Annotated in this window: 20 protein-coding genes; 5 read left to right on the plus strand and 15 right to left on the minus strand. The window is 33.5% G+C overall.

Going from position 1 to position 23,106, the window contains the following annotated elements; all coding sequences use genetic code 11:
• Positions 1-208: 208 nt before the first annotated feature.
• A complete protein-coding gene (locus tag GWR14_RS16740; protein ID WP_163410224.1) occupies positions 209-655 on the minus strand; it encodes a hypothetical protein in 447 nt (148 codons plus the stop codon).
• Between the two features lie 160 nt (positions 656-815).
• Between GWR14_RS16740 and GWR14_RS16745 the strand changes: the two genes are divergently transcribed.
• Positions 816-2,060 carry an IS1595 family transposase gene (locus tag GWR14_RS16745; RefSeq protein WP_246236337.1) on the plus strand — a complete coding sequence of 415 codons (1,245 nt, stop codon included), beginning with the start codon at positions 816-818 and terminating at the stop codon, positions 2,058-2,060.
• Positions 2,061-2,077: 17 nt separating this feature from the next.
• Positions 2,078-2,251, plus strand: coding sequence for a hypothetical protein (locus GWR14_RS16750; protein WP_163410225.1), 174 nt, complete (start codon positions 2,078-2,080; stop codon positions 2,249-2,251).
• A gap of 11 nt (positions 2,252-2,262) precedes the next feature.
• On the opposite strand, the gene GWR14_RS16755 is transcribed toward GWR14_RS16750, so the two are convergent.
• Both GWR14_RS16755 and GWR14_RS16760 read right to left on the minus strand, forming a co-directional pair.
• Positions 2,263-2,589 carry a hypothetical protein gene (locus GWR14_RS16755; RefSeq protein WP_163410226.1) on the minus strand — a complete coding sequence of 109 codons (327 nt, stop codon included), beginning with the start codon at positions 2,587-2,589 and terminating at the stop codon, positions 2,263-2,265.
• Between the two features lie 29 nt (positions 2,590-2,618).
• The gene (locus GWR14_RS16760) at positions 2,619-3,260 is read right to left on the minus strand and encodes a Panacea domain-containing protein (RefSeq protein WP_163410227.1); all 642 of its coding nucleotides are present in this window, start codon (positions 3,258-3,260) and stop codon (positions 2,619-2,621) included.
• Between the two features lie 283 nt (positions 3,261-3,543).
• Between GWR14_RS16760 and GWR14_RS16765 the strand changes: the two genes are divergently transcribed.
• The gene (locus tag GWR14_RS16765) at positions 3,544-4,878 is read left to right on the plus strand and encodes a hypothetical protein (protein WP_163410228.1); all 1,335 of its coding nucleotides are present in this window, start codon (positions 3,544-3,546) and stop codon (positions 4,876-4,878) included.
• Between the two features lie 209 nt (positions 4,879-5,087).
• Here GWR14_RS16765 and GWR14_RS16770 read toward each other — a convergent pair whose 3' ends face one another.
• From GWR14_RS16770 to GWR14_RS16815, 10 genes are all read right to left on the minus strand, one after another.
• The gene (locus GWR14_RS16770) at positions 5,088-5,243 is read right to left on the minus strand and encodes a hypothetical protein (RefSeq protein WP_163410229.1); all 156 of its coding nucleotides are present in this window, start codon (positions 5,241-5,243) and stop codon (positions 5,088-5,090) included.
• Between the two features lie 450 nt (positions 5,244-5,693).
• Positions 5,694-6,938 (minus strand): glycoside hydrolase family 88/105 protein, encoded by a 1,245-nt coding sequence (locus tag GWR14_RS16775; protein WP_163410230.1) that lies wholly within the window; start codon positions 6,936-6,938, stop codon positions 5,694-5,696.
• A 239-nt stretch (positions 6,939-7,177) separates the two neighbouring features.
• Positions 7,178-8,521 carry a S41 family peptidase gene (locus tag GWR14_RS16780; protein ID WP_163410231.1) on the minus strand — a complete coding sequence of 448 codons (1,344 nt, stop codon included), beginning with the start codon at positions 8,519-8,521 and terminating at the stop codon, positions 7,178-7,180.
• Between the two features lie 45 nt (positions 8,522-8,566).
• Complete coding sequence (locus GWR14_RS16785; protein WP_163410232.1) at positions 8,567-9,343, minus strand: hypothetical protein; 777 nt, start codon at positions 9,341-9,343, stop codon at positions 8,567-8,569.
• Between the two features lie 18 nt (positions 9,344-9,361).
• Positions 9,362-10,213: a T9SS-dependent choice-of-anchor J family protein gene (locus GWR14_RS16790; protein WP_163410233.1), complete on the minus strand. Its 852-nt coding sequence runs from the start codon at positions 10,211-10,213 to the stop codon at positions 9,362-9,364.
• Between the two features lie 140 nt (positions 10,214-10,353).
• The gene (locus GWR14_RS16795; protein ID WP_163410234.1) at positions 10,354-11,655 is read right to left on the minus strand and encodes a hypothetical protein; all 1,302 of its coding nucleotides are present in this window, start codon (positions 11,653-11,655) and stop codon (positions 10,354-10,356) included.
• A gap of 484 nt (positions 11,656-12,139) precedes the next feature.
• Positions 12,140-15,364: a TonB-dependent receptor gene (locus tag GWR14_RS16800; RefSeq protein ID WP_246236338.1), complete on the minus strand. Its 3,225-nt coding sequence runs from the start codon at positions 15,362-15,364 to the stop codon at positions 12,140-12,142.
• 75 nt (positions 15,365-15,439) lie between these two features.
• The gene (locus GWR14_RS16805; protein ID WP_163410235.1) at positions 15,440-16,282 is read right to left on the minus strand and encodes a FecR family protein; all 843 of its coding nucleotides are present in this window, start codon (positions 16,280-16,282) and stop codon (positions 15,440-15,442) included.
• Between the two features lie 260 nt (positions 16,283-16,542).
• Entirely contained in the window at positions 16,543-17,115 is a 573-nt protein-coding gene (locus GWR14_RS16810) for an RNA polymerase sigma factor (RefSeq protein WP_163410236.1), read from the minus strand.
• A gap of 151 nt (positions 17,116-17,266) precedes the next feature.
• Complete coding sequence (locus GWR14_RS16815; protein ID WP_163410237.1) at positions 17,267-17,452, minus strand: hypothetical protein; 186 nt, start codon at positions 17,450-17,452, stop codon at positions 17,267-17,269.
• A gap of 357 nt (positions 17,453-17,809) precedes the next feature.
• Between GWR14_RS16815 and GWR14_RS16820 the strand changes: the two genes are divergently transcribed.
• Positions 17,810-18,916 carry a DUF1214 domain-containing protein gene (locus GWR14_RS16820; RefSeq protein WP_163410238.1) on the plus strand — a complete coding sequence of 369 codons (1,107 nt, stop codon included), beginning with the start codon at positions 17,810-17,812 and terminating at the stop codon, positions 18,914-18,916.
• Between the two features lie 260 nt (positions 18,917-19,176).
• On the opposite strand, the gene GWR14_RS16825 is transcribed toward GWR14_RS16820, so the two are convergent.
• The gene (locus GWR14_RS16825) at positions 19,177-20,949 is read right to left on the minus strand and encodes a mechanosensitive ion channel family protein (protein WP_163410239.1); all 1,773 of its coding nucleotides are present in this window, start codon (positions 20,947-20,949) and stop codon (positions 19,177-19,179) included.
• A 137-nt stretch (positions 20,950-21,086) separates the two neighbouring features.
• Between GWR14_RS16825 and GWR14_RS16830 the strand changes: the two genes are divergently transcribed.
• A complete protein-coding gene (locus tag GWR14_RS16830; RefSeq protein ID WP_163410240.1) occupies positions 21,087-22,280 on the plus strand; it encodes a retropepsin-like aspartic protease in 1,194 nt (397 codons plus the stop codon).
• Between the two features lie 164 nt (positions 22,281-22,444).
• On the opposite strand, the gene GWR14_RS16835 is transcribed toward GWR14_RS16830, so the two are convergent.
• Complete coding sequence (locus GWR14_RS16835) at positions 22,445-23,101, minus strand: IS1 family transposase (RefSeq protein ID WP_163410241.1); 657 nt, start codon at positions 23,099-23,101, stop codon at positions 22,445-22,447.
• Positions 23,102-23,106 lie beyond the last annotated feature (5 nt).

Genomic DNA, 23,106 nt, shown 5'->3' on the forward strand with positions numbered 1-23,106 from the left:
CAGAATCACTTTTCCATTAAGCCCATTGCCCAAATCTGGTTAGCATCTGTTATAAGCCGTTTTTATTTTCCTTTTCGCCAGTCTTCCAATGTCATTACAGTTTTAGTTTTTGGATTGAAGTATTTTATTTCAAAAGTATTTTGGCCTACATAATAATTTAAGATAATAATATACCCAGGTTACCACATAAAAATCATTCAAAGTTAACTTAAGAAGGTAATTCTGTAGACAATAAAATATTCTTAATTAGTTTTTGTGAAGTAGTAATATATCCATAGAATTCTGCTATTGGTAAAGATACTTCCCCATAATCAACACCTTCATTAAATTGCAATCCATATTTTATATTTTCTTCAGTAAGATTATATTCGATTGTGATCTTAAATTTTTTTCCTTGGTATTGAAATACTATGAAGAATTTATAAGGTATTGATTGATAGTTTTTCTTATGTGGTAAAATTACAGCATTTACTTCATTAATGACAAATAATGATTTTTCATAATTCATTTTTATGAAGTTAGAAATGTCTTTTGAAATATAATCCGTTATATTCTCTTGATCTATTGTCATGTATTTAAAGTAAATTTTGAAATTACTAAAAATCTTATGAAAATACCACTCAACTTCTCTAATTTTTTTTAAAATATATTTCATGACAATTAAAAATTTCAAAACCACCTGTCTCTAGCGGGTGGTTTTATTTTATAAATTAAACAACATCCTTGATTTACTTCGAAAGCTTTCAAACTTTTCAAATCAGATTAACTTCATTTTCCAATGTTGTTTCATTGGCCATAATTCAAACTCTAAAATTATGGCTTCTATTAAATATGACTTCACAACTTGCTACAATTCATACGATTTCTCACAAACTGATTATGAAGAAATCTATCAAGATTTTGAACCAACTTCATTTCAAGAGGCTTGCGAAGATATTCTAAGATATTTACTTATTAAATGGGGTTTAGAAGAAGCACCTGAACCCACACGAACACTGTTCCCTGACCCAGTAAAATTGTTAACAACTCGTCCAAAAAAGACAAGAAAAACCTTACCTATAACACCAAAAAGTATTATTTTTAATAAAACAAAGATGAGCAAACATCCTGATATTGAACTTAATACTGCACAGATTTTTAAATCTGTATACGACATGGGAAAGGTATTAAATACAGAGATAGCATGTCGAGAACACCTTGAAAAATTGCGTTGGAATGGAGAACCAATTTGTCCACATTGTGGAAGCCAACGTGATAATCATTATAGAATTAAAAAGAGAGGATATGACAATGGCTACTACAAATGTAAAGATTGCAGATTACCTTTCAGTGTTACCAAAGGGACAATTTTCGAAAAATCAACAGTGCCATTACAAAAATGGTTCAGGGCTATTTTTAAATTCACAACAAATAAGAAAGGTATGAGTAGCTATGAATTAATGCGAGAAATAGGTGTAACACAAAAGACTGCATGGTTTATGTTAAGCAGAATTCGAAATGCGGTTCGAATGAGAGACGATTTCGAATTTGACGGTATCACTCAAGTTGATGAGACTTATGTCGGAGGAAAAAACAAAAATCGTAGCAAAGGAAAAAAGATTGATAATACACAAGGCAGAAGTACTAAAACAAAAACACCTGTATTTGGAATGCTAAATAGTGGTATAGTATATACTCAAGTTATAGAAAATGCTAAAGGAAAAACATTAAAAGGTATAATTGATGGAAAAGTTAAAAAAGGTTCAACTGTAGTAAGTGATGGATGGAGAGGGTATCGTGGATTGGAAAGACATTATAGCCATGAAGTTATTAAGCATAATTTAGGGCTATTTAAAAAAGGAGCATATCATACAAATGGTATTGAAGGCTTCTGGGGACTTTTAAAGCGTGGTATTGTTGGAATATATCATAAAACAAGTGACAAGCACTTACATCGTTATTGTGATGAATTTGCTTATCGATATAACATCCGAACAATGAGTCTGGGGGAACAGTTTAATCTAACTTTGATTAATTGTGATGAAAGACTGAGGTATAAGGAGTTGATTGCAAAGGTTTAATACATAAATAAAAAACTATGAAAACATTAACTCAACACATTCAAGAATCTTTAAATAATAAACCTATAAAAGAAGTTTCCAAAGAGAAACTTTTAGATGAAAATTCAGCTAGTTTTAGGAGAGTAGGTCCAGCTAAAGACAGTTTATTAACAAGGGTGACAACTGGCATTGAGGATGATAAGAAAGAATAATCTATAAAAAATTACTCATGTGGTTTTTCTTTATTAAAAAGATACTCTGTTACTAATTTGAAGAAAACAAATACATTAATAGTAGTTGAACCTATAAATGCCGTTATAACTGTATCTGATAATTTAAGTTTTTCCAACCCACACCCTACTAAAATTATAAACAATCCAAAACACCAAAGAACAGTAAATTGAAATATTAATGATGCATACATTTTACGTTCTTCCATATTTTGTTTGGAGTGAGCCATATCATGTAGATGTCTCTCATAAAACATCCTTTCTTCATTAGAACTTGGAACATTTGGCATAGATGCCACTTGTCCAACAAGATTATTCAAACTATTTAAATTTATCAAAATAAAGAAAATTATATAGGATTAGTTTCTTCTTCATCAGGTTCTACCACAGGACTTACTACAACAGGAGATGTAGATGGAGGTACACTTACAGTCACAGAATCTGATGGTGGTTGATCTAGAAATTGATTAAAAAAGTTTTTCATCAATTCTTCTGAAATTATTGATTCTCCATTTAACCTAGCTATTGACCATGGAGATTTTTCATCATGAGTCCAATTTGACAATTGTATCGCATTTAGTTTTTTAGCTACTTCTATTACAAATTCAATTGACAATTTAGCATCTTTGTCTAAATCTACATTGTGGTTATAAAGTTGATATTCCAAGGGAATAGAAGTAATATCTTGATTTCCGTACCTTTTAAATTCATGATAAACTTTTTCAATAACTGGTCCATACTTCCATGCTTTAATAGGCTCTTCTATCAATGATGTACCACTTTTTGCTAAATATAAGCCATTTGCTATATATAAAAGCTTCTGAAGTTTCATATTAGATATTCCTTCGCCTTGTTCTTTAGCACGTTTTAATATCTCACCAGACATATATAATGATGAATAGGGCATTTTTCTAGATTTTTTTAAGTAAAGATATAAGTATAAAACTATTATCAAGACCATTACTACTAATATCAATACAAATTTAATCATTTTTTAATTATGTATCACTTTCATTTCTCTACGTTACCCTTTTTATTTATTTTTGTATTGTAAAAATATTCGTGCTTAATTACGTTATTGCTAAATCCAAATTACCACCCTGAAGTTCAACAGCTTCTCGATTTAACAAGCCAATAATGTATGTGAGGTACGCCGCTATGGCGTGGCTTTACATCATTGCTTGTTTAAGGGTGTGGTAACCCTGGATTTGGTTTGGTGTAATTGTCCACGCTTCTTTTTGCACTAAACATTTATAAATCCAAATTACCACACAATGAAAAAGCATTATCAAAAGTACTGCATGCATTTGGCGTACGCCATTATTTCCTTTTCCACATTTTTATTTTCCACACGTGTATCAGCTCAGAAAAAATTGACTATCACTCCCGAATTGACAAAACAAATCATCGAGAAGTACAACATCGAACCTTTCAAAATTTATCCTGTAGTTTCTAAAGAAATTGATTATTACCCTTATGTTGAAGGAGAGGTTGAAACAAATCAATACAAAAAGGAGTTAAGGAAACTTGAGCAATACAAACCTGCATTCGATCAATACAACAATGCTTTAAAAGAGAGCAAAGAAAAACAGGAAGTCATAAATACAATTTCACAAAATATCAATACATTTCTGTCTTCAGATGAAAAGTATGATATCAAAGAAAAGTTACTTATCGATTCTCAAGCATTAGCAGACAAATGCAATATAAAAGTTACTGTAGCCGATGATAGAATCAAACTAAATGATTTCGTCAAAACTTCAAACTCTAATCAACAATCATCTACAAGAAACATCCTTGTTCACGAACAAGGTAAACGTTCAAACAAAAATGATCTAAAAACTTTCCAATCTGAAATACAAAAAATCAAAATATCAGAACCCGAAAAGACAAACGATTATAGATATTATCTGGAAACATTGAATGAGATTTCTAAGATTCCTAAAACAGAAACTGGAAAAGTATTGTCAGATAAACTTTCAAAGAAGTCCGTATATGTTATTGAAGAAAATCTTGTTGATATGAAAGCTTTATCAGGAGACTTCACAAAATCATCAGATAACTATATACTAATTAATAAAGAAGTTGCAAATACGTTTGTAAAAAACGAGCTGATCACAGAAAAACATGACGACTTTATTAAGGCAAAAGAAAACATAGACAGATTTCCAATTCTCAAAAAATCAGGTACTGATGAAATGTATTATGTTATGTCTCAGAAATTCATTGGTCAATTAGAAATTGTCCTTGATGCAATTAATTATCAAAATCTTGGTAATACAGTTGAATATAAATCATGGAAAACTAAATATCTGGGATTGTTACAATCAGCACAAACAAATGTAAATTCTTGTAATGCTATAATCAAGAAACATACATATTTGAATCGATTGGGTCAAAAAAGATATGATTCTGATACTTTCACAAAACAAGAAAAAGCAACCTTTAATCAAAACCTTGATTTACTTAAAGAGAAATTAGAAAAGATTGGAGATTTGGAAGATGAACGTGATTTCCTATCTTTTTATAATGATAAAGCATCTAATGAAGAAGCTGTCAAGTCTTATAGTATTTCGAGTTTTTATAATAGCACGAGTAGGTGTTATTAATAGATTCAAATATTTAATTCTAAACAGTAAAAACATGTTAAAAATTAACATGTTTTTACTGTTTAGAAAGAATTGATTATCTTTGTGTTAGTAAATAATTACGGACGAAGATTTTTTCCAAATTCCTATACTTAGCCTTCGCGCGGTACATATAACAATTGAGAATCTTCTAATGATGCAGTTGGGTGCATTTTAAATTATATAACACATTAAAGACCGTCTGTCCCACCAGACGGTTTTTCTTTTTCTACAGCTTCTTCATTAACAACTTCTTCTTTGTTATCATCAAGATTCTCTATAACCGTTTGTTGATCTTCTTTAACAGGAGTAAAACTTTCTTGGATGTGTTCTGAAAGTGTTTTCATGATGTTATTGTTTAAAAATTATATTTTATATATAATTAAACAATTATCAAGGTTATTCTGGAAGGAATTCAAGATGGTAACCTGGGTATATTATTATCTTAAATTAATATTAAAAAGAAGTTCTTCATAAATGATAGGTCTTGAAAACGGCTTATAACTTGCTTATATACGAACCAAACATTCGCATATCTTCCTTCTTTTAAGGTAGATTGAAGTAATTTCATTTCGTCTTATATTTTCTCAAAAATATAAAAAAGTTAAGATTATTACTCTATAATCGAAGACGAGGATACAATTTTAATATCAGCATATTGCCATGAATCGTTAAAAGCCGTTTTAATTTTTAAAGCTTCTTTTTAGGTCAAAAAAAAGCTAAATCTTTCGATTTAGCTTTTTTTATATTTATTACTGCCTTCAAACATGGAAGATAAATGACAATGAACGTTAAATTTATTTTTCAAATTCCAGACTTGCTAAAATAAAAGGTCCTGTTCCTTTTCCATCGTTAGAACGGATGGGTTCGTTGATATAATATTCATAAGAACCGTCTCTGTAAGGCTTACCGCCTAAACCTGCAACTGCGCAGCATTTATTTAAATTAACAATACCGTTCGCCTCTACAGAAATAAGATTTTTGATAATTCCGTCATAGCCTTTTTGAGCTGCTTTTTTATATGATTTAGGAAGATATCCCTCGTTTACAGATTTAATCATTACATAAACAAACATTGCTGAAGCCGTTGCTTCCGTATAGTTTCCTTTCTCTCCGGCTTTATCCAAAACCTGATACCAAAGTCCGTTATCTTTATCCTGAACTTTTATTACAGCATCGGCATACGATTTTATGTACGAAATTAATCTTGCCCTTCCCGGATGATCTTTCGGTAAAAAATCCAGCACATCAACCATAGCCATACCGTACCAGCCCATTGCTCTTCCCCAGAAATTTGGTGAAAGACCCGTTTTTTTGTCAGCCCATGCCTGTTCTTTACTTTCATCCCATGCGTGATATAACAATCCTGTTTTTTCGTCTAACAGATTTTTTTGAACCTCGTCAAATTGTAGCACCACATCATCATACGCTTTTTTTGCATCTTCTCCTTTTGTAAAATCATGTGTATAATGTGCATAAAATGGCATTCCCATATACAAGCCATCAAGCCAAACCTGATGAGGATATACTTTTTTATGCCAAAAAGAACCGCCTTTGGTTCTCGGCTGTCCGTCAATTTGCAGACGAAGTGTCTGAAGCGCTTTTAAGTACTTTTCTTTTTTCTCTTTTTCGTAAAGATAAAGAAGAACATTGCCACTGTTCAGTAGATCGATATTGTACTTTTCTAATTCATAAGAAATAATAGTACCATCTTCATTGATTAGTTTTGCTCCAAAGTCACTGATGTAATCGTAATATTCTTTTTTACCTGTTTTGGCATATAATTTTTCAGAAGCATCCAGAACAATTGCTGCGGGATAAGTCCATTTCGGACTTTTACTGAAATCAAGCATCCAGGACTCCGGAAATCGCTGCATTTCTGAAAGCATCATTCTTTCAGACCATTTTAAATTAGTTGGAACTACTTTTGCAGATTGCGAATTTTCTTTTGAAGGTTTCGAAACAGCTGTCTGGGCATTTCCCAAAAACATTCCTGCACCTAAAGCAGCAAAGACAAGTACTTTTATGTTAATGAAATTCATTTATATATAGTTTTTAAATTAATTGAAAGGTTTCCGAATACCGAAATAATCATGCCAAAAATATTCAAATAAAATAATAAATGCCTTTCAAATTTTAAGAGTCTAAACGAAGATATTTTTATTAACTACCTGAAAATTTAAACTACTATTCAGGCTGAAATTATCAATCTGTTTTTTTCATAAAAATGCCCCAAAATAGTTTTACCTTATTTGGGGCTTTTTAGATTCTGTTGCAGCTTTTAGTAAATCTTCAAAAATGGATCTGTAGCAATGTAAGTCTTATTAAGCAGTAACTTTTTAACAGTATGAACTGATTTTTGTCTTCCAGTTCCTTTCAAAGCTTTATTAAGTAAGATTTCACGTATATCTCCCAAAGGGAAAATCTCCATTTCCTGTAATTCATTTAATTCGATGTTTGGGTTTATACCTGATGTATAATTCCCTTCATTGCGCGCGTTAAACAATTTATAAATAACAGGATATAAAACCCATCCCCGCTTATCGGCAATCCTGTCGTCTTCAATTGCAAAACCGGCTGCATCTTTACCCGTTGTTTTATCACCAATAACGATAACATTCATATAAGGTTTTAAATTATTAATGATAATTTCGGAAGCTGATGCTGTATGATTGCCACTTAAAATATACACTTCCTGAATCGTTGGATGAGCTGTCCTAAGTGTTTCGAAATTTACCTGAGATTCGTTCATTTCCAGAGCTTCTTTGAACGTCTTGTTTACCAGACCGCCATTTTTATTTCCTTTAAATTTGATAAACAAATCGTCTGGTTTGATATTTGGAGCCAAAATAATACTTAATGCCGCTGCCGATGATACATCCCCGCCTCCGTTATATCTTAAATCAACAATTATCTTAGTTACAGACTCCTTCTGAAATTCTTTGAAAACCTTAAGAAAAGTAGCTGCCAGTCCAACATCAAAATGAGGGATTTCCATGTATCCTACTTTTTCATTATCTGAAAGTAGAACATTATATTTTACAGGTTGTGAAAAAGTAAAACTCCTTATTATTTCAACATTTTTTATAGCTGAAAAACCTGCCGTCGCAGCATATTCTACTAATTGTAATTGTGCATTGCCTGAAGAAGCCAATTCACTATATAAATTTTCAAAATTCTGATGACTGACGGTCGTTCCGTTTATACTTTTTATAAACTGCCCCCTCTTCAGACCGCTTCTCTCTGCCGGAGAATCGGTTAGTACAAATAAAACAACACCAAAAGCCTGTCCGTTGTATTCGATAAACGAGATATCAAATCCATACGTATTTCTGATACTTTTTGGTGCTGTTTCGGGATCTGAAGGATTAACCGCATAAGAAAAACGATCATCTGTATTCAATAACTTCTCAAAATAATCTTTCGGACTTAAAGATAAATTGGTAAAAAAAGGCAATTCCTCATTCCAATAATAGTATTTCTTCATTTGTTCGAGCATCCAGATGTTCGTGTACTGATTACTCGCCTTTTCGTAAGATACGGGGTTATCATCACTTTGGCAGGAAATAAAGAAAATTCCAATAACAAAAAAAAACGCTTTTACGGAAGAGGAATATCTTTTCATTTATCTGTATTATGTAAGTTTATAAACAGGATGATTTAAAAGTAATTAAAAAGTAAAAAAGTCTACTAAATTGGTATTGGCATCAACCCCTGAAAAAATTCCGGCTTCATTCGCTTTTTCATCCAAAACAATCAATTTTGATTTATTGTTTTGTATTGCCATTTGAAACTTAACCTGCATTCCGGGAACATACGATTCGGTTGTTCCGTGTTTTACAAGTTCTACATTTACAATTGGCGGGGCACCATAAGTAAATTCCAGAAAAGAATTAAAGCTGTCTTTATTGATATTTTCAGCTGTTGCGATTATTTGTCCGTTTGTCTTTTTAATAATTGCATCAACTGAACCTGTATGGCCACTATTTGAATACCGGTTAAAAGTTGGAAAAATAAATCTAAAACCTACACGCCCGGTGGTACTTAAAATACCCGGTTTATTTGATAAAACGTTGTCAATCCAAATGTTTTCTCTGATATAAAAAGCCAGTGTATCAACCGGTTTAGCAATTGTAAAGCTATAAGAATGTAAAATATTTTTTGTCTTCTTATGGATTAGATCTATAGTCTTTACCCTGCTATTATCGTAAAAAACAAAATTATGGTCATTTTCAATCTTCTTTACAAAAGCATCTTTATTATTGATTACCAATGGTTTTCCGTCTATAGAAATCTGGATTGAATCCTGTAATGCGTTATATCCACGGATGACTATTTTTCCTGCTTTCTGTTCCTGAAAAACCGGTACTAAATCTTCATTGACACATGCCGTAAAGAATAAAACCGGAATTAAAAAAACTAAAACCCTTTTAACTGTGTTTTTCATTAATTATGAATTGAGTATTTATTTCTTGATAAATTTTATTTTTTCTATTTTGTTTCCTTCCTGAACAACAAGGATATATACACCAGCCGATAAATTACTGATCAAAAGACCTGACTCATTATACTTTCCTTCTTTAACTAATATTCCTGTGGTGTTATACACACTTAAAGTAACCTGCTCTTCATTTAATTTGCTATTTAACTGCAATTGCAAATAATCTTCTACAGGATTTTGTTTTAATACTGTTGTAGTACTGTTTTTTACATCCTCTATTCCTAATAAAGTTGTAGCCGTTATTTTAACATTGTCTATTTCTAAACCAACATAAGATGTCTTGGTCGTGGTTAAAAAAGCAATATATACCTTAGATTGCCCTGAAAATTGTGAAAGATCAACTGTGTAATCTGCAAATGCAGTTCCTTTGCTTGATTTTCTTATCAATTTTAAAGTTCCTATCTGGGTAAAAGAACTTATATCTGTATTCGTTGTTGAAGCATATACATAAATATCCTGATTACCGCTAAGTATAGATGGCTGTGCATTTACGACTAACTGGATACCTGAAGCATAATAAGATAAGTCAATTTCCGGTGCTATTGCCCAGTTCTTTTGTACTACTTTATAACCTACCCCAGTTGCCTGATTAAGATTATAAGAACCTAATATATTGAAACTACCGTTAATAGTCTGATTGTTTGCATCTATCTGCCAATCCATGGTTGGTATCCAATTATGACTATCCCCATCGGCATCAATTAAGGTCCAGTCGGACACATCTGAATCATTAAAATCATCTTCCCAAATTGTAAATTGTGCAGAAGCTATTCCTGTAATAAGCAATAATAACGATACCAGTAATTTTTTTTTCATTTTGTATATTTTTTTTAAAACAAAGGCTGCCTAAAAAGTGAGGAAAGGAAAACACAACATAAACCTTTCCTGCAGCTTTTTATAAAAAAACAAAACTTTTTAGACAGCCTCGTTGATTATTTAATAATTATGTATGCGTATTAAAAATTTGTAAACTTTGTCCATGTGTTTGTCCAGTTTGCTTCAGTTGTGAATGCTCCTGTTGAACCTGATAAGTTTAAAGTCCCATTATTAAAAAATGGCTGTGTTAAACCCCAGTCATCAGCAGGGTTTGCAGTAGATGTAGAATAACCAAATAACGCAGCTGTAGGCAAAGAAGGATTAGTAAAACCGTGGATATCCAGACCGATATAGCTAGAGTTTGCAGCCAATGAAGGAGAATCCCATCTGATACCTGTAACATATCCTGTAACAGTAGCATCAGTAAGATCAATTTCTCCTAATCTGCGTACGTGAATACCATTTTCATAAAGAGCACCATTTGTAGCTGAACTGGCACCAATGATAGATAATTCAGAAATAACCGGTCTTGTAATTAATGTAGCAGGAGTACCTGTTGTACCTGTTGCATTATTATCCAGTTCGATTCCGTTTGAGTCAGGAGAACCACCACTTAAACTGTGTGTAGAATTTACGTCTGCAATAGCTATTGCTTTTGTAATAGATCCTGTATAACCAAAATCAAAATCAAAATTGTCATCGTCCGGTGCAAAAGAAACTAAGTGACTTGCGTTTACTGTTCCTCCGAAGAATTCGAATGAATCGTCTCTTCCGTAAGATACCTGTACGTGGTCTACCACTGTACCTGAACCCACTCCGCCAAAAGTTAATCCGTTGATTTCAACACCTGTAGTTGCATTCAAAATACGACCTGCAAATTCGATACGTACATAGTTTAAAGAACCGGCATTGTGTGCATTATTTGATCCTCCATAATAGAAATCAGATACATTTGACTGATCGCCCAAACCTTCTATAATGTTTTGAACAGAACCAGTATTCGTCTCAGCATCCCCTAAAAGAACCACTCCTCCAAAATCACCAGGAGAGGCAGTTGTAGCAAGACCATCCAATAAATTATAACTTGTAAATATAACCGGAGCAGCAGCTGTACCCTGTGCATCAATCTGACCTGTTTTGGTAATTACCAACACTCCTGTAGCAACACCCGCAGCAAGTGGTTTTGCTTTAATAAAAGTCCCTGGCTCTATTGTTAATTTTGCCCCTATAACACGAACTACACCATCTATTTCCCAAACTCTGTCATTGGTCCAGGTAGTATTTGTTGTAATGTTACCGCTTACAGTCTGTACTGTAGAAGGATAACCTGAATAATCTGCACTGGCAGATTTCATTGCAAATGATGAATCGGCTACAGCGTCATCATTTTGGCAGGAATTGAAGAACATAATTGCAATCGCTAACAAAAAAACTTTTTTCATGATTATTGAAATTTGATTACCTTTGCTGCTAAGTTTTTACACTTGAGGTCGTTGGGAGGAGCAGCAAATTTTCTTCCCTCTGACCTTTCCTTTTTTTGGTAAAGCTTTTAATAAGCTTTCCGTTTTACCACCGGAGGCTTATCCCTATCAATTATCTTTCACTTTTAGGGCTGAAGTGAAAGGATCATTTTCTTAAAAAAATCAAACAAATAAATGCGGAATTATTTTTGAACGTGAAATCCAATTTTACCATATTAGTCTATCCTGACCTGGATTTTTTTGCTGATTTCTGACGTGTTAATCTTCCTGTTTATTGTTTCGGCTTTTCAAAGAAATTACTTTTGAACAGATCTGTTTAGAGCAAGAATATTCTCTTATTACCTACATTAGATTTTAAAAGACAGAAAAATCACTTGTTTTTTTATCCTTAACGGTTTCTTAATTTTAGTCATCCATTATTGCTGAAATCAACAATTTAATGTTACTAAAAAGAATAAGTCATAGAAAGACTAATGGTTCTGCCTGTCCATGCTTTGAATATTCTCTGGTCAATATCCTGATCAAATTTTTTTGTCGCTCCGGGACTAAGTGAATAAAACTCTCTGGGATTTGAACCAGTTGATGCACCGGTTTCTTCCCGATAACTGTTAAAATTGTTATAGGTTTCTATGGCAGAGTCAAAAAGGTTTTTTACTCCCAGTTTTACTTCTAAATTTTTCTCTTTATAAAACTTATAGCTTATCTGGGCATCTGTAACGGCATAAGGCATACGAATTTCTTCAGCATCATAACCAAATCCTACCAAAACATACTGGTCTCCAATAGCATTGTGCCTAATACTAAACCCCATACGGTCACCGATAAAATCAAGGCCCAAATTGTAGTTATAGGGTGCTTGTCCGTACAAAGGGCGATTGGCCTCATAGAGTCCGCCCGTACCATCAAATCGTTGGTATCCGACTACTTTTGTGTCATTTAATGAAGCATTTGCACATATAAAAACTTTATTTAGAAGATCTCCCTCTCCCAAAAAAGACAGATTTTTATAGATTTCAAATTCTACTCCAAAGAGCTTGGCACTATCAGAATTCATGGTGTATATCACTCTTGACGATTCTGCCCCGACAACTGTAACATCTTCAATTGGCTTATCAAGCTTCTTATGATAAAGTCCAAAAGAAATAATTTCGCCCGGAGAAGGAAACCATTCTGTTTTAAAATCATAACTCTCGACTACCGTAGAAACAATTCCGTCAGTAGCATTAATGACCTGCGAATTACGTATCGGATCATAATAGGGCATATTAATACGCTCTGCAAACTGAGGACGTATTACCGATTTGTTATACCCGAGCCTGAAATTAGTTTTGTTTGTGGGACTCACTGTCAGGTTTACAGAAGGCAGATACTGCCAAACGTCATCGTCAGGCTGAACGATACCAAAATTAGCAGCAAGATCCGACTGACTGGCAATATGTGTGTAGATATAGCTTTCTGCCCTTAAACCCCATACCAGCCTTACATATTTGCTAATTTTATTGTCAAGCATCAAAAAAGGAGAATGTACTTTAACATCTCCAATATATTCATTACCATAAGTAGTTGTCTTGCTCCAGCCAAAACCACCCCAGCGGTAATAAGACCCATCCAGCAATTGCGAAACAGGAAAATCAATATTAACTGTATTTGTTCCCTGACCAATCACCCTCAATGCGGCAGATGTCTGCTGATTTTGTGCTTTTTTATACGTTCCGAAGTAACCGGCTTTGATGTTATTTTTAAACGATTCGCCAAACTCAAAAGCGTAGTTAAAATTTATCCCGACATTATAATCTTTTTCACTGCTTGTAATATTAAGCCTTCTAAAATTGTCCCCGCTATTATATACCTCTGAATAAAGCTGTACATCCTCTCCTGCATATCTTCTGTACTTTGTAACAAAGGTGGCGTCTTTAGTATCTTTTGATGTACTTGCATAAGCACCAAACCAATTGATTTCTAAATTTTCAAAACGATGATTTCCTTCTATTTTATTCTGGATAAAAGTCTGATAAACCGGATAGTCTGTTTCTTCTGTAAAAGGGAGATGGGAGCCGTCTAAAATATCAGAAACATTTTCTGCCAGTCGCCAGCCTGTAATCTGAGTTAACTGGTTGTCATACATGTGCATGTAGCTGTTTCGTGTGGTAATTTTATGTTTTCCTAACTGAACACCTGCATTCAGCATTCCGCTTAAAACAGAGTTGAAGTCATAAGAAGCTCCAGAATTTTTAAACCCGTATTTCTCGTAAGTCGAATAACCGTTTTCCGGTGCAGGCTTAAAATAAGTATTCGATATATAATTTCCTCTTTCTGTATGATCAATCTGTAGCTGATCCTGTCTGTTTTTAAAGTTTAAGGATCCCACAAAACCAAATTTGTTATTGTCTTTTAGTTCATAAGCCCTCCCTATAGCAAACTGCAGTGAAGTTCCCGGAGCAGCATAAGTTTGATAAGTGCTGAAATTATCCTTAGTAAATCTTCTGGACTGTTCTAAATAAGGACCGGATGCTGCTTCTGTTGCAGGTTCCTCTATATTAATCAGATTAGAAGGATAATTCCTTGTGCCATCATCATATCCTATATAATCGTTTGCCCCCTGCTGTTTGGTCAGACGTTCCTTAAAAGTGCTTCTGCTGTTGTATGCCGTTCCTACGTAAAACGACAAGAAATTTTTCTTTGGGATATCCTTTGTTTTGATCTCTACCGCTCCTCCTGCGAAATTGGCATACATATCCGGAGTCGCATTTTTACTGACAACGATACTTTCTACCATAGCTGTCGGAATAATGTCAAAATTAAATTGCTGCTGATTAGGATCTGTACTTGGGAGATTAACACCATCCATAATAGCCTGGTTCCATCGCGCAGCCATAGAGCGCACCACTACATATCTTTCATCAATAGTCGTTACACCTGTAATTCTTTTTAGGGTACTTCCAACATCTTTATCCGGTGTTCTGGCAATTTGTTCAGCAGAAATTCCGTCTGAAAACTGCGCTGCTTTTTTCTGCTGTAAAAGCATTCCTTCTGTAGTAGCCGTGGCTTTTTGAAATGTCTGCGTTACGATTACCTCATTTAGTGATTCTGCATCATCTTTAAGCACTACATTTAGTACCACATCTAATCCATCAGACAATTTTATTCCGGTAATTTTTTGAGTCTGAAAAGAAACATAACTCACTTCTATAGAATATATTCCGTCTTCTAAATTAAAAGAATAATTTCCGTCAAAATCAGAAACTGTTGCGTTGGCGGTTTCTATCACTTTTACTGAAGTCCCGGGAAGTGCCAAACCGTTTTTGTCGACAATTTTTCCTGAAATACTCCCTAGTTTTTTCGAAGACGACTGCTTTTTATTGACTGCAATATTGGTATTATTTCTCCTGAAATTTAAGCTGGTAAGCGTTTGAAGTTCCTTTAACAATTCATCTATCGCAATATCACTCCTTTTAAGATTAATAAGCGGTTTACTTAAATCGATATCTTTCTGATAAATAAACCGATACGGTGTTCTGGCTTCTAAATTTTCGAAAACTTCTTTCGGGGATGCATTTTTAAAATCTGCCGATACAGTACCCGACTGAGAATAGACATTAGTAATTCCGAAGAAAATGCTAAAAAACAGCATTTGTATGGCAATAGGGAATTGCCTAAAATAATCATTCATAATTAAATAATTTGTTTTTGGTTGTATATTTTTAAAAAGTATTTTAGGTTCAGGTTCAAAAAAACCTCTCTCCGACTATCTGCTTACCACATAAGTATTATTATCAGCAGGTTTAATGCTAATTTCTAAAGCAAAAGCAAGAGTCTGCAGTATTTCTGAAACACTTTGTCTGGTATCAAGCGTTCCCTTTACCTGAAGTAATTTTAAGTCTTCGCTGTTATATTGCAGTGTAAAATGGTGAGTGGCTTTCAGTTTTTCGATAACGGCTTCAAAAGTTAAACCGTCAACATCTATAAGTGCTTTTTTCCACTCAGGTTCCAGAATAAGTGCTTTACGTTTTTGCACCATATTTTTTATCGGTACAAATACTGCGGCGGTCCCTCTTTCCAGAAAAACGGCATTTTGTTCGGTTTCTACTTTTACCTTTCCGGTTCTAACATTTACCTCAGCAATATTTCCATAAGCTTTAACATCAAAAGAAGTCCCTAAAACGGTAGTTTTTATGTTTCCTGAACTAATAACAAAAGGGCGTGTCGTATCTCTTGCTACTTCAAAAAAAGCTTCTCCTGTCAGTTTTACGATTCGCTCATCCGAAGCAAATTTTTCAGGATATTCAATTTTCGTATTCTCGTTTACCCATACACGAGTTCCGTCTGACAAGCGAAGCAATCTGATATCCTGCGGGAAGGTCTGCGTAATAATTTCAGGTGCTGTTGAAGAATTAAATTTAAAAAACTGATAACCTGTAACAGTAATCAAAAGTGCTGCGCAGGCTGCAATTGCTTTTCGATACCTGATTTTGCGTCTGTTGATGGTAGCCGACAAAATAGCATTCCACATTCTAAATTTCACTTCATCCGGAAATATGCCTTTCTGCGGCAGCTCGTTCCATTCTTCCTGTAACCTGTCTAATTTCATTGCTCTGAGTAAAAATTAATACTTAAGGTAAGCCCTCAAAATATCCTGTCTACCTGCATTAGACCGGTTTACTCAAAAAAATCACGGGTCGTTTCACTCTTAATGATTTATTAATACAAAAAAGGAGTGATTTTAAACCAACATCATAAAAATCAAACACTTAAACATTACAACCAGAAACATTGCCTTACATTTACTTTACATATCGGATACATTTGGACACAAATCTTCATTATAAAAATTATTAGAATTTAGAAAAATTAATTCTGATAGTGGTTTAAAAAGACCAAAGCAAACCAGTAAAGTTCATGGCTTTTTACAGAATGTTTTTTGAGATATTGCAGTGTTTTTGAAATCTGATTGGCAACGGCACTCTGAGACATGCCCATCTCTTCGGCAATCTCTTTGTAGCTCATTTCATCAAACTTATGAAGTGTAAAAATTTTTCTTCTTTTTTCGGGAATCTGTTGTAGTAAATGCTCAATTTTTTCCAGTTTCGAAGAAAAGTCAATCTCGATTTCTTCCTTGTTGTCCAGCTCCTTAATCAATTGTTCATCTTCAATTGAAAAAATCCTGTTTTGCTTTTTGTACCATTTTGAAATTTCCTGCTTACAGCTTTTAAACAAAATAGCATCCAGCTCTGTTGACGGTTCTATTTTGTTACGATACTTCCAAAGATGTATAAAAACATTTTGTGTTATATCTTCTGCATCTGTCTGCTGACCGGCATATTTTTTTACAAAACAAAATACTTTAAAATGATATAATTCGTAGATCTCCTTAAAACAAGCATCATCGCCATTTTGTAATCTTGTAATCAAAACAGTACTCATAATATAATTTTAAATTTGGAAGGAATCCTTACAAAATTACCTCAAAGAGTGTTTCCTTATTTTGTTACAATATTCATTTAATGATTTATTAATATTGCGAAAGCTTATAATTGTTATAAACTGAAATTATACGATTTACATACCTGATATTTTAATCATTCGCATTATTTATCATTTCCCAAATCACATCAAGTTTAAACAGGGTTTTTAAGCGGGTTCCACAACTTAAATAAATCCATGTACCCTGAGATTCTTCAGCTGCAAACATACAGGTAATCTGCGAAATATTAACGGTATACTGTGTCAGGTCGTCGGTTCTAAACTGGATTGTTTTCATATTAAATAAGATAATTTTGGCTTAAAAATGTAAAAGAGCGCATTAAAAACAGATTCTTTTATTACCTGTATTAGTACCAAATTTATTTAATGAAGCCGATTTGTCCTTTAAGTACTATTTAAAATAACATTATTATTACTATAGAAAACTTTGAATATTATAAGAAAAGCCACATTACTTTTTTCCAATTGATACTTTACCATTAATAAGATGTAAAATTATTTTAAATTTTGAACTTTGAAGAAAAAATCATAACACCCTCAATTCCAATAGATAATTAAAAATATTTCAATAACTTTATAAATAGAATCCGACAAAATATTATGCCTTTATTTCTAATTTTAATCTTTTAAAACTATGAAGAATAAACTCAAATTTTTATCAGGACTATTTTTAATTACATTATCACTGCTTACTTCTTCCTGCAAGCAAAATGACAGGAAATCAGCAACTGATGCTCAAACCGTAAAACAGGACTCAGCCATTGCAAGTACTGATTCATTAGCTTCGAAAAACGGCATTCCTGTTACTGCAGCTAATTTTAACCGGGCTGAAACCGATCTTTATTTTACAACTTCGGTTAAACAATCCGGGGGTGTCGGTTCTCTTTTTCATTACAGGACTCTGATGCCAATCGACAAGCAAAGTGTTATTCGTGCTAACCGTGACGTATTATATTCTTCAGGTGTTTTTGATCTCGATGCCGGACCTGTAACCGTAACCCTTCCTGATCCAGGCAAACGTTTCATGTCTATGCAATCTTTTGATGAGGATCAATACTCTGAAACTTATTATGCTCCGGGAACTTTTACTTTTACTAAAGAAAAAATCGGAACACGGTATCTTATGCTGGGCATACGAACCTTTATTGATCCTAATAATCCTAAAGACCTTCCTTTAGTTACGGCATTACAGAATGCCATTAAAATCAGCCAAAAAGACAAAGGAACTTTTACTGTTCCAAATTGGGACAAGGTAAGTCAGAAGAAAGTTAGGGATTCCTTAATTGAAGTTTCTAAAAAACTATCTGATACAAAAGGAATGTTTGGTCCAAGAGGTAAAGTTGATGAAACTCTTCATTTAATTGGCAGCGCTACCGGCTGGGGTGGAAATCCTGAAAAAGACGCACTTTATCTTTCTGTAAATCCTAAGAAAAATGACGGAAAAACAGTTTATAAACTTAAAGTAAAAAATGTACCGGTAGACGGATTCTGGTCTGTAAGTGTATATAATAAAGAAGGTTATTTTGAGAAAAATGCTCTTAACATGTATACCCTGAACAACATTACTGCAAAAAAAGATTCGGATGGATCTGTGACGATACAATTTGGAGGATGCGACGGAAAAACACCAAACTGTATTCCGGTTACAGCGGGATGGAATTACTGGGTACGCCTTTATCGTCCGCATAAAGAAGTGCTAAATGGAACGTGGAAATTTCCTGAAGCTGTTGAAGTTAAATAATTTTAAAAAACAATAATTTTTATAATTTATATTACAGCATCAACCAAAAAGACAAAGGTCCGGATTATTCATTCGGACCTTTGCTTGTATATTTTCATCAACTTTATCTTAGAAGCCCCAAACAGACGTTTTATTTGCATAATATTTAGTGTTTAAACGACTGTTTTTTAAATCTGCTTTTAAGCTTATCTTCTTTCTGTTTTGTATTGGCAGCACTGCATTTTCAGTAGAAGTAATAAAACCTCTGTAAGCCTATGACATTATTCTTCAGATGGTCTAAAACTGCCCTCATCAGGATATTTGATGCTGTTCTTTAATTCTTCAATTCGTTTTGGATCAAAATTAGGCAATTGCAATTGATTGTCTTTTTTCCATTTCTTAACGATTTCTGAAACTTCGGCAGATTTTTCATCGGACGAGGAAATATCACGGGCCATATAAATCGTCTGCGAAGGATAGGCCAGCGAAGTACCGCTTTTTTCTATTATATCCATCATTCGAAGTAATAAATCTTCCTGTACTTCCTGTGATTTTTCAAAATTTACCGCTTCAATATATGCCGTAACTTCAACTTTCAGCGCATCCGCTGTTATACCGGTAAATCTAACTATAGGCGGTGAATCGAGTACTGCAGGATGCGCATAAAGCAAAGATCGGATCTCTACCAGTAAATAACGCATCTGATCCGGAGTTGTTTCCATTCTAAAACTTAATACCGGATTAAAAATAAAACGGTCACGATGCGCATAATTTTCTATTTTACTGGCTGATAATTGTCCGTTAGGAATGGTCACAATGGTTCTTGCCGAAGTTCGCAGCGTTGTAGAACGCATTCCTATAGATTCTACGGTACCTTTAATATCATCCACTCTGCAATAATCGCCTACGCGTAGTGGCTGGTCGGCAATAAGGCTTACGCTTCCCACAAAATTTTCTATTGTTTTTTGTGCTCCCAATGCCAAAGCAATACCCCCGATTCCTAATGCTGCAAGTCCGGCTGTGACATCTACTCCAATAATTCCAAGTATAGCTATAATTCCGATAACAATAATGGCTGCCTTGGTTGTACGATTTAAGAATAAGATAGTGGAAACAGCCGAAATACGTCCGCTTTGACTCATTCGCCTGCGGGTGAAGGTACTAACAAAGTCTGTCAGTCTCCAGAGCAATATTAAAAAAGCAATTATGCCTATAGTGATTATAATGATACTATAACGCTGGCGCACCACAATAGAAATCCCCATGCGTTGAGTAAATACAACAAATAAAATTACGGCAAGAAACATGTGAATCGGCAATTCAAAAGCTTCAATTATGGCTCTGCCTCTGTCACTCTCTGCTTTCTTCCATAATTTTTCTACCATAAATACAAATGCAAACAGCAGCATTCTGGAAAGTAAATAGGATATCACCATCATAATTACCACTACTGCCCAATGCCCCAAAGGAACATTTCCTAATTTCTTTTCTAATAAAATAGTAGGCAGAACTCTGTCTAAAAAAGTCTTTTCATTTGTAACATCAGCAGATACGATCGCTTCTACTGTTTCTGCAGAAAAAAGCCATAAAGCGGGCTGGCTGTCATCTGACTGGTTTTCTACATACAGCTGAATTACTGTTTTATTGGTAGATATGTTTCCAACTAGATCTACACCAACTGCCAGATCGTCGTCTGTACGCCCTGTTTCTTTATTACTGATAATTGAAGACGGAGACAAATTCCCGCCCTGATCTAAAAGCTGCTGAAAAGTCTTTGCAATTTTTATTCTTTCTGCAGTTTTACGATACGAACGTTTACTTAAAACAAAATACTGGCTGGCACGCAAATAGTTTTGTTCTCCAATTGCTCTGATGAAGCCGTTTACAGTTCCCTGAGGTGTTCTTCGTCCAAGAGAATCTTCCGGTACTTTTTCAGGTTCTTCGGTAACTGTTTTGGCTGAGCCTAATAATTGAGAAGATACTGTATTGGGTATAACCAGCAAAGTCAGCAATAACAGTAAATTAGACAGAAAACGCTTGATACCTAAAATCATGACAAATCTATTTTAGCAGTTTAATCTACTAAAAATAAGAAATATAGAAACCAAAAGAAATCTTTGGGTAAGAAAAAATATTTATTTTTATAATGTTTTCTTCAGCAACATCACAAAATATTTAAACAATAGAACTTATGACTGGTAAACTACTATTTGCATTTCTTTTTTTTCTATCAATAACTACTGTTTCTTTTGGACAAAAAACTGATTTTAGAAATGGTACCATTCTGCAGAAAAACTTTTGTGATAGTATTCCATTTGAAATTGTGAAAAATAAAATCATCATTTCGCTTCAATTAAATGGATCCGAAAAGCATTTTTTATTTGATACTGGTGCTGTATTAGTGATTTCAGAAGAAATACAAAACGTGATGAATTATTCTAAAACCGGTTCTGTTACTGTAGATGATATCAATGGAAAATCAAATGATTCGAAAATTGTCACTGTAAAAGAATTGCAAATTGGAAAGCTGACATTTCAGGATATTCCTTCGGTTGTAGTTGACACTAAAAAAAATCACCTGATAAACTGTCTTAATGTTGATGGAATTTTGGGTAGTAATTTATTCCGAAATTGTATCGTTCAGATTGATCTGCAAAAGAAAATAATCATTTTGACGGATGATATACAAAAATTAGCATTACAAAATGCTTATAAGGCTCCTATAACACTCAATCAAATAGGTAAACCTTATTTAAAAATAAACCTGACTAGTGAAATTAATATTGAAGTTCTCTTTGACAGTGGCGCTGATAAACTTATAAGCCTTTCTAATAAAACATTAAGTAAAGCGATTAAAAATAAATCGATTACTATATTAAATGAAGGTTTTGGAGTAACATCTGTTGGACTTCATGGCATGGAAGAGCCTGAGGAAAAAAATAGAATTTTAATTCCACAGATAAAATTTGGGCAAGCAGGGATAAACAATGTGGTTTCTATTGTCTCTGAAAGAACAAAAAATGCTCTTGGAATACAACTGGCAGAATACGGAACGATTACGCTTGACTATATTAATAAAGCATTTTACTTTCTTCCTTTAAAACAAATTCAGGACTACCAAAACCAAGGAACATTTGGTTTTAAAGATAAGATTGAAGAAAATACATATTCAATTGGTATTGTCTGGACAAAAACCCAGGCTGAAAAAATTGGCTTAAAAAACGGATTTCAGATATTAAAAATAAACGACCTGGACTTTACAACCAGAACTCCTGAAAATGATTGCTCTATTTTCTTTGCTGATTTCTATAAAAATCCTAAAATAAATCTGACTTATAAAGACGATAAAGGAAATATTAAGAATGCTGAATTAATTCAGGAATAAAAATAAGATTTTAAACATTTTTATAAAATTTCAATTTATTTAAAAACAGTCTCCTCGCTCTTCAAAGTATTCCGGAAATAACTTAAAAATGTTGCGCATTCTATGATAAAAAACACTTCAGAGAGGAAACATGATTTTGCAGGATAAACTTACTGTTTTATTGCTCAAATCCAAAAATAAATCTTTAAAGCAGCCGTAAAAATCACTAAACTTTTACTGAAACAGATTGTACGTCTGTTGAGTCTTTTCAGATGAGTTCTGAGAGTCAGATTCTTCCTTTCAATATGATTTGTTCCAAAACGCCTGACAGAATGCATTTCCTCATCAAGCAGATATCGATAATTTTTCAATCTGTCTGTAAATATCTTTTTGGCTTCTGATAATTTCAGAGTTTCCAAAACACGGTTCAGCGTTTTATTGGTTCGTTTACCAACATTAAAACTCACAACTGCTTTAGAATTCTTTTCCAATGCATAAACCAGCCACATATAATTTTTCTTGTGTCTGATATAAGTGCAAAGTTCATCAACTTCATAAATTTTGCCTCTGCTGATAATCGGCTTGACAATGTTTCTGGCAATTGAGATGATTCTTTTCAATAGTGTTGTGGCTGAGATTTTAAGTATCCTTGCTGTACTTCTTATACCTAATCCCTCTTTGGTTAATTGAACAATCTTTTGATTAATATCTAATTTGTAAGCTTGATTTGTATAATTTTCTATAAAACGGTGAAAGCACATTTTACAATAATACTGCTGTTTATTGTTTTTTGTTCTCCCATTTTTAATAACCTTTTTCTCTTCACATTTTGGACAATTCATACCAT

The sequence above is a fragment of the Flavobacterium ajazii genome, from assembly GCF_010614725.1.
GTDB lineage: Bacteria > Bacteroidota > Bacteroidia > Flavobacteriales > Flavobacteriaceae > Flavobacterium > Flavobacterium ajazii.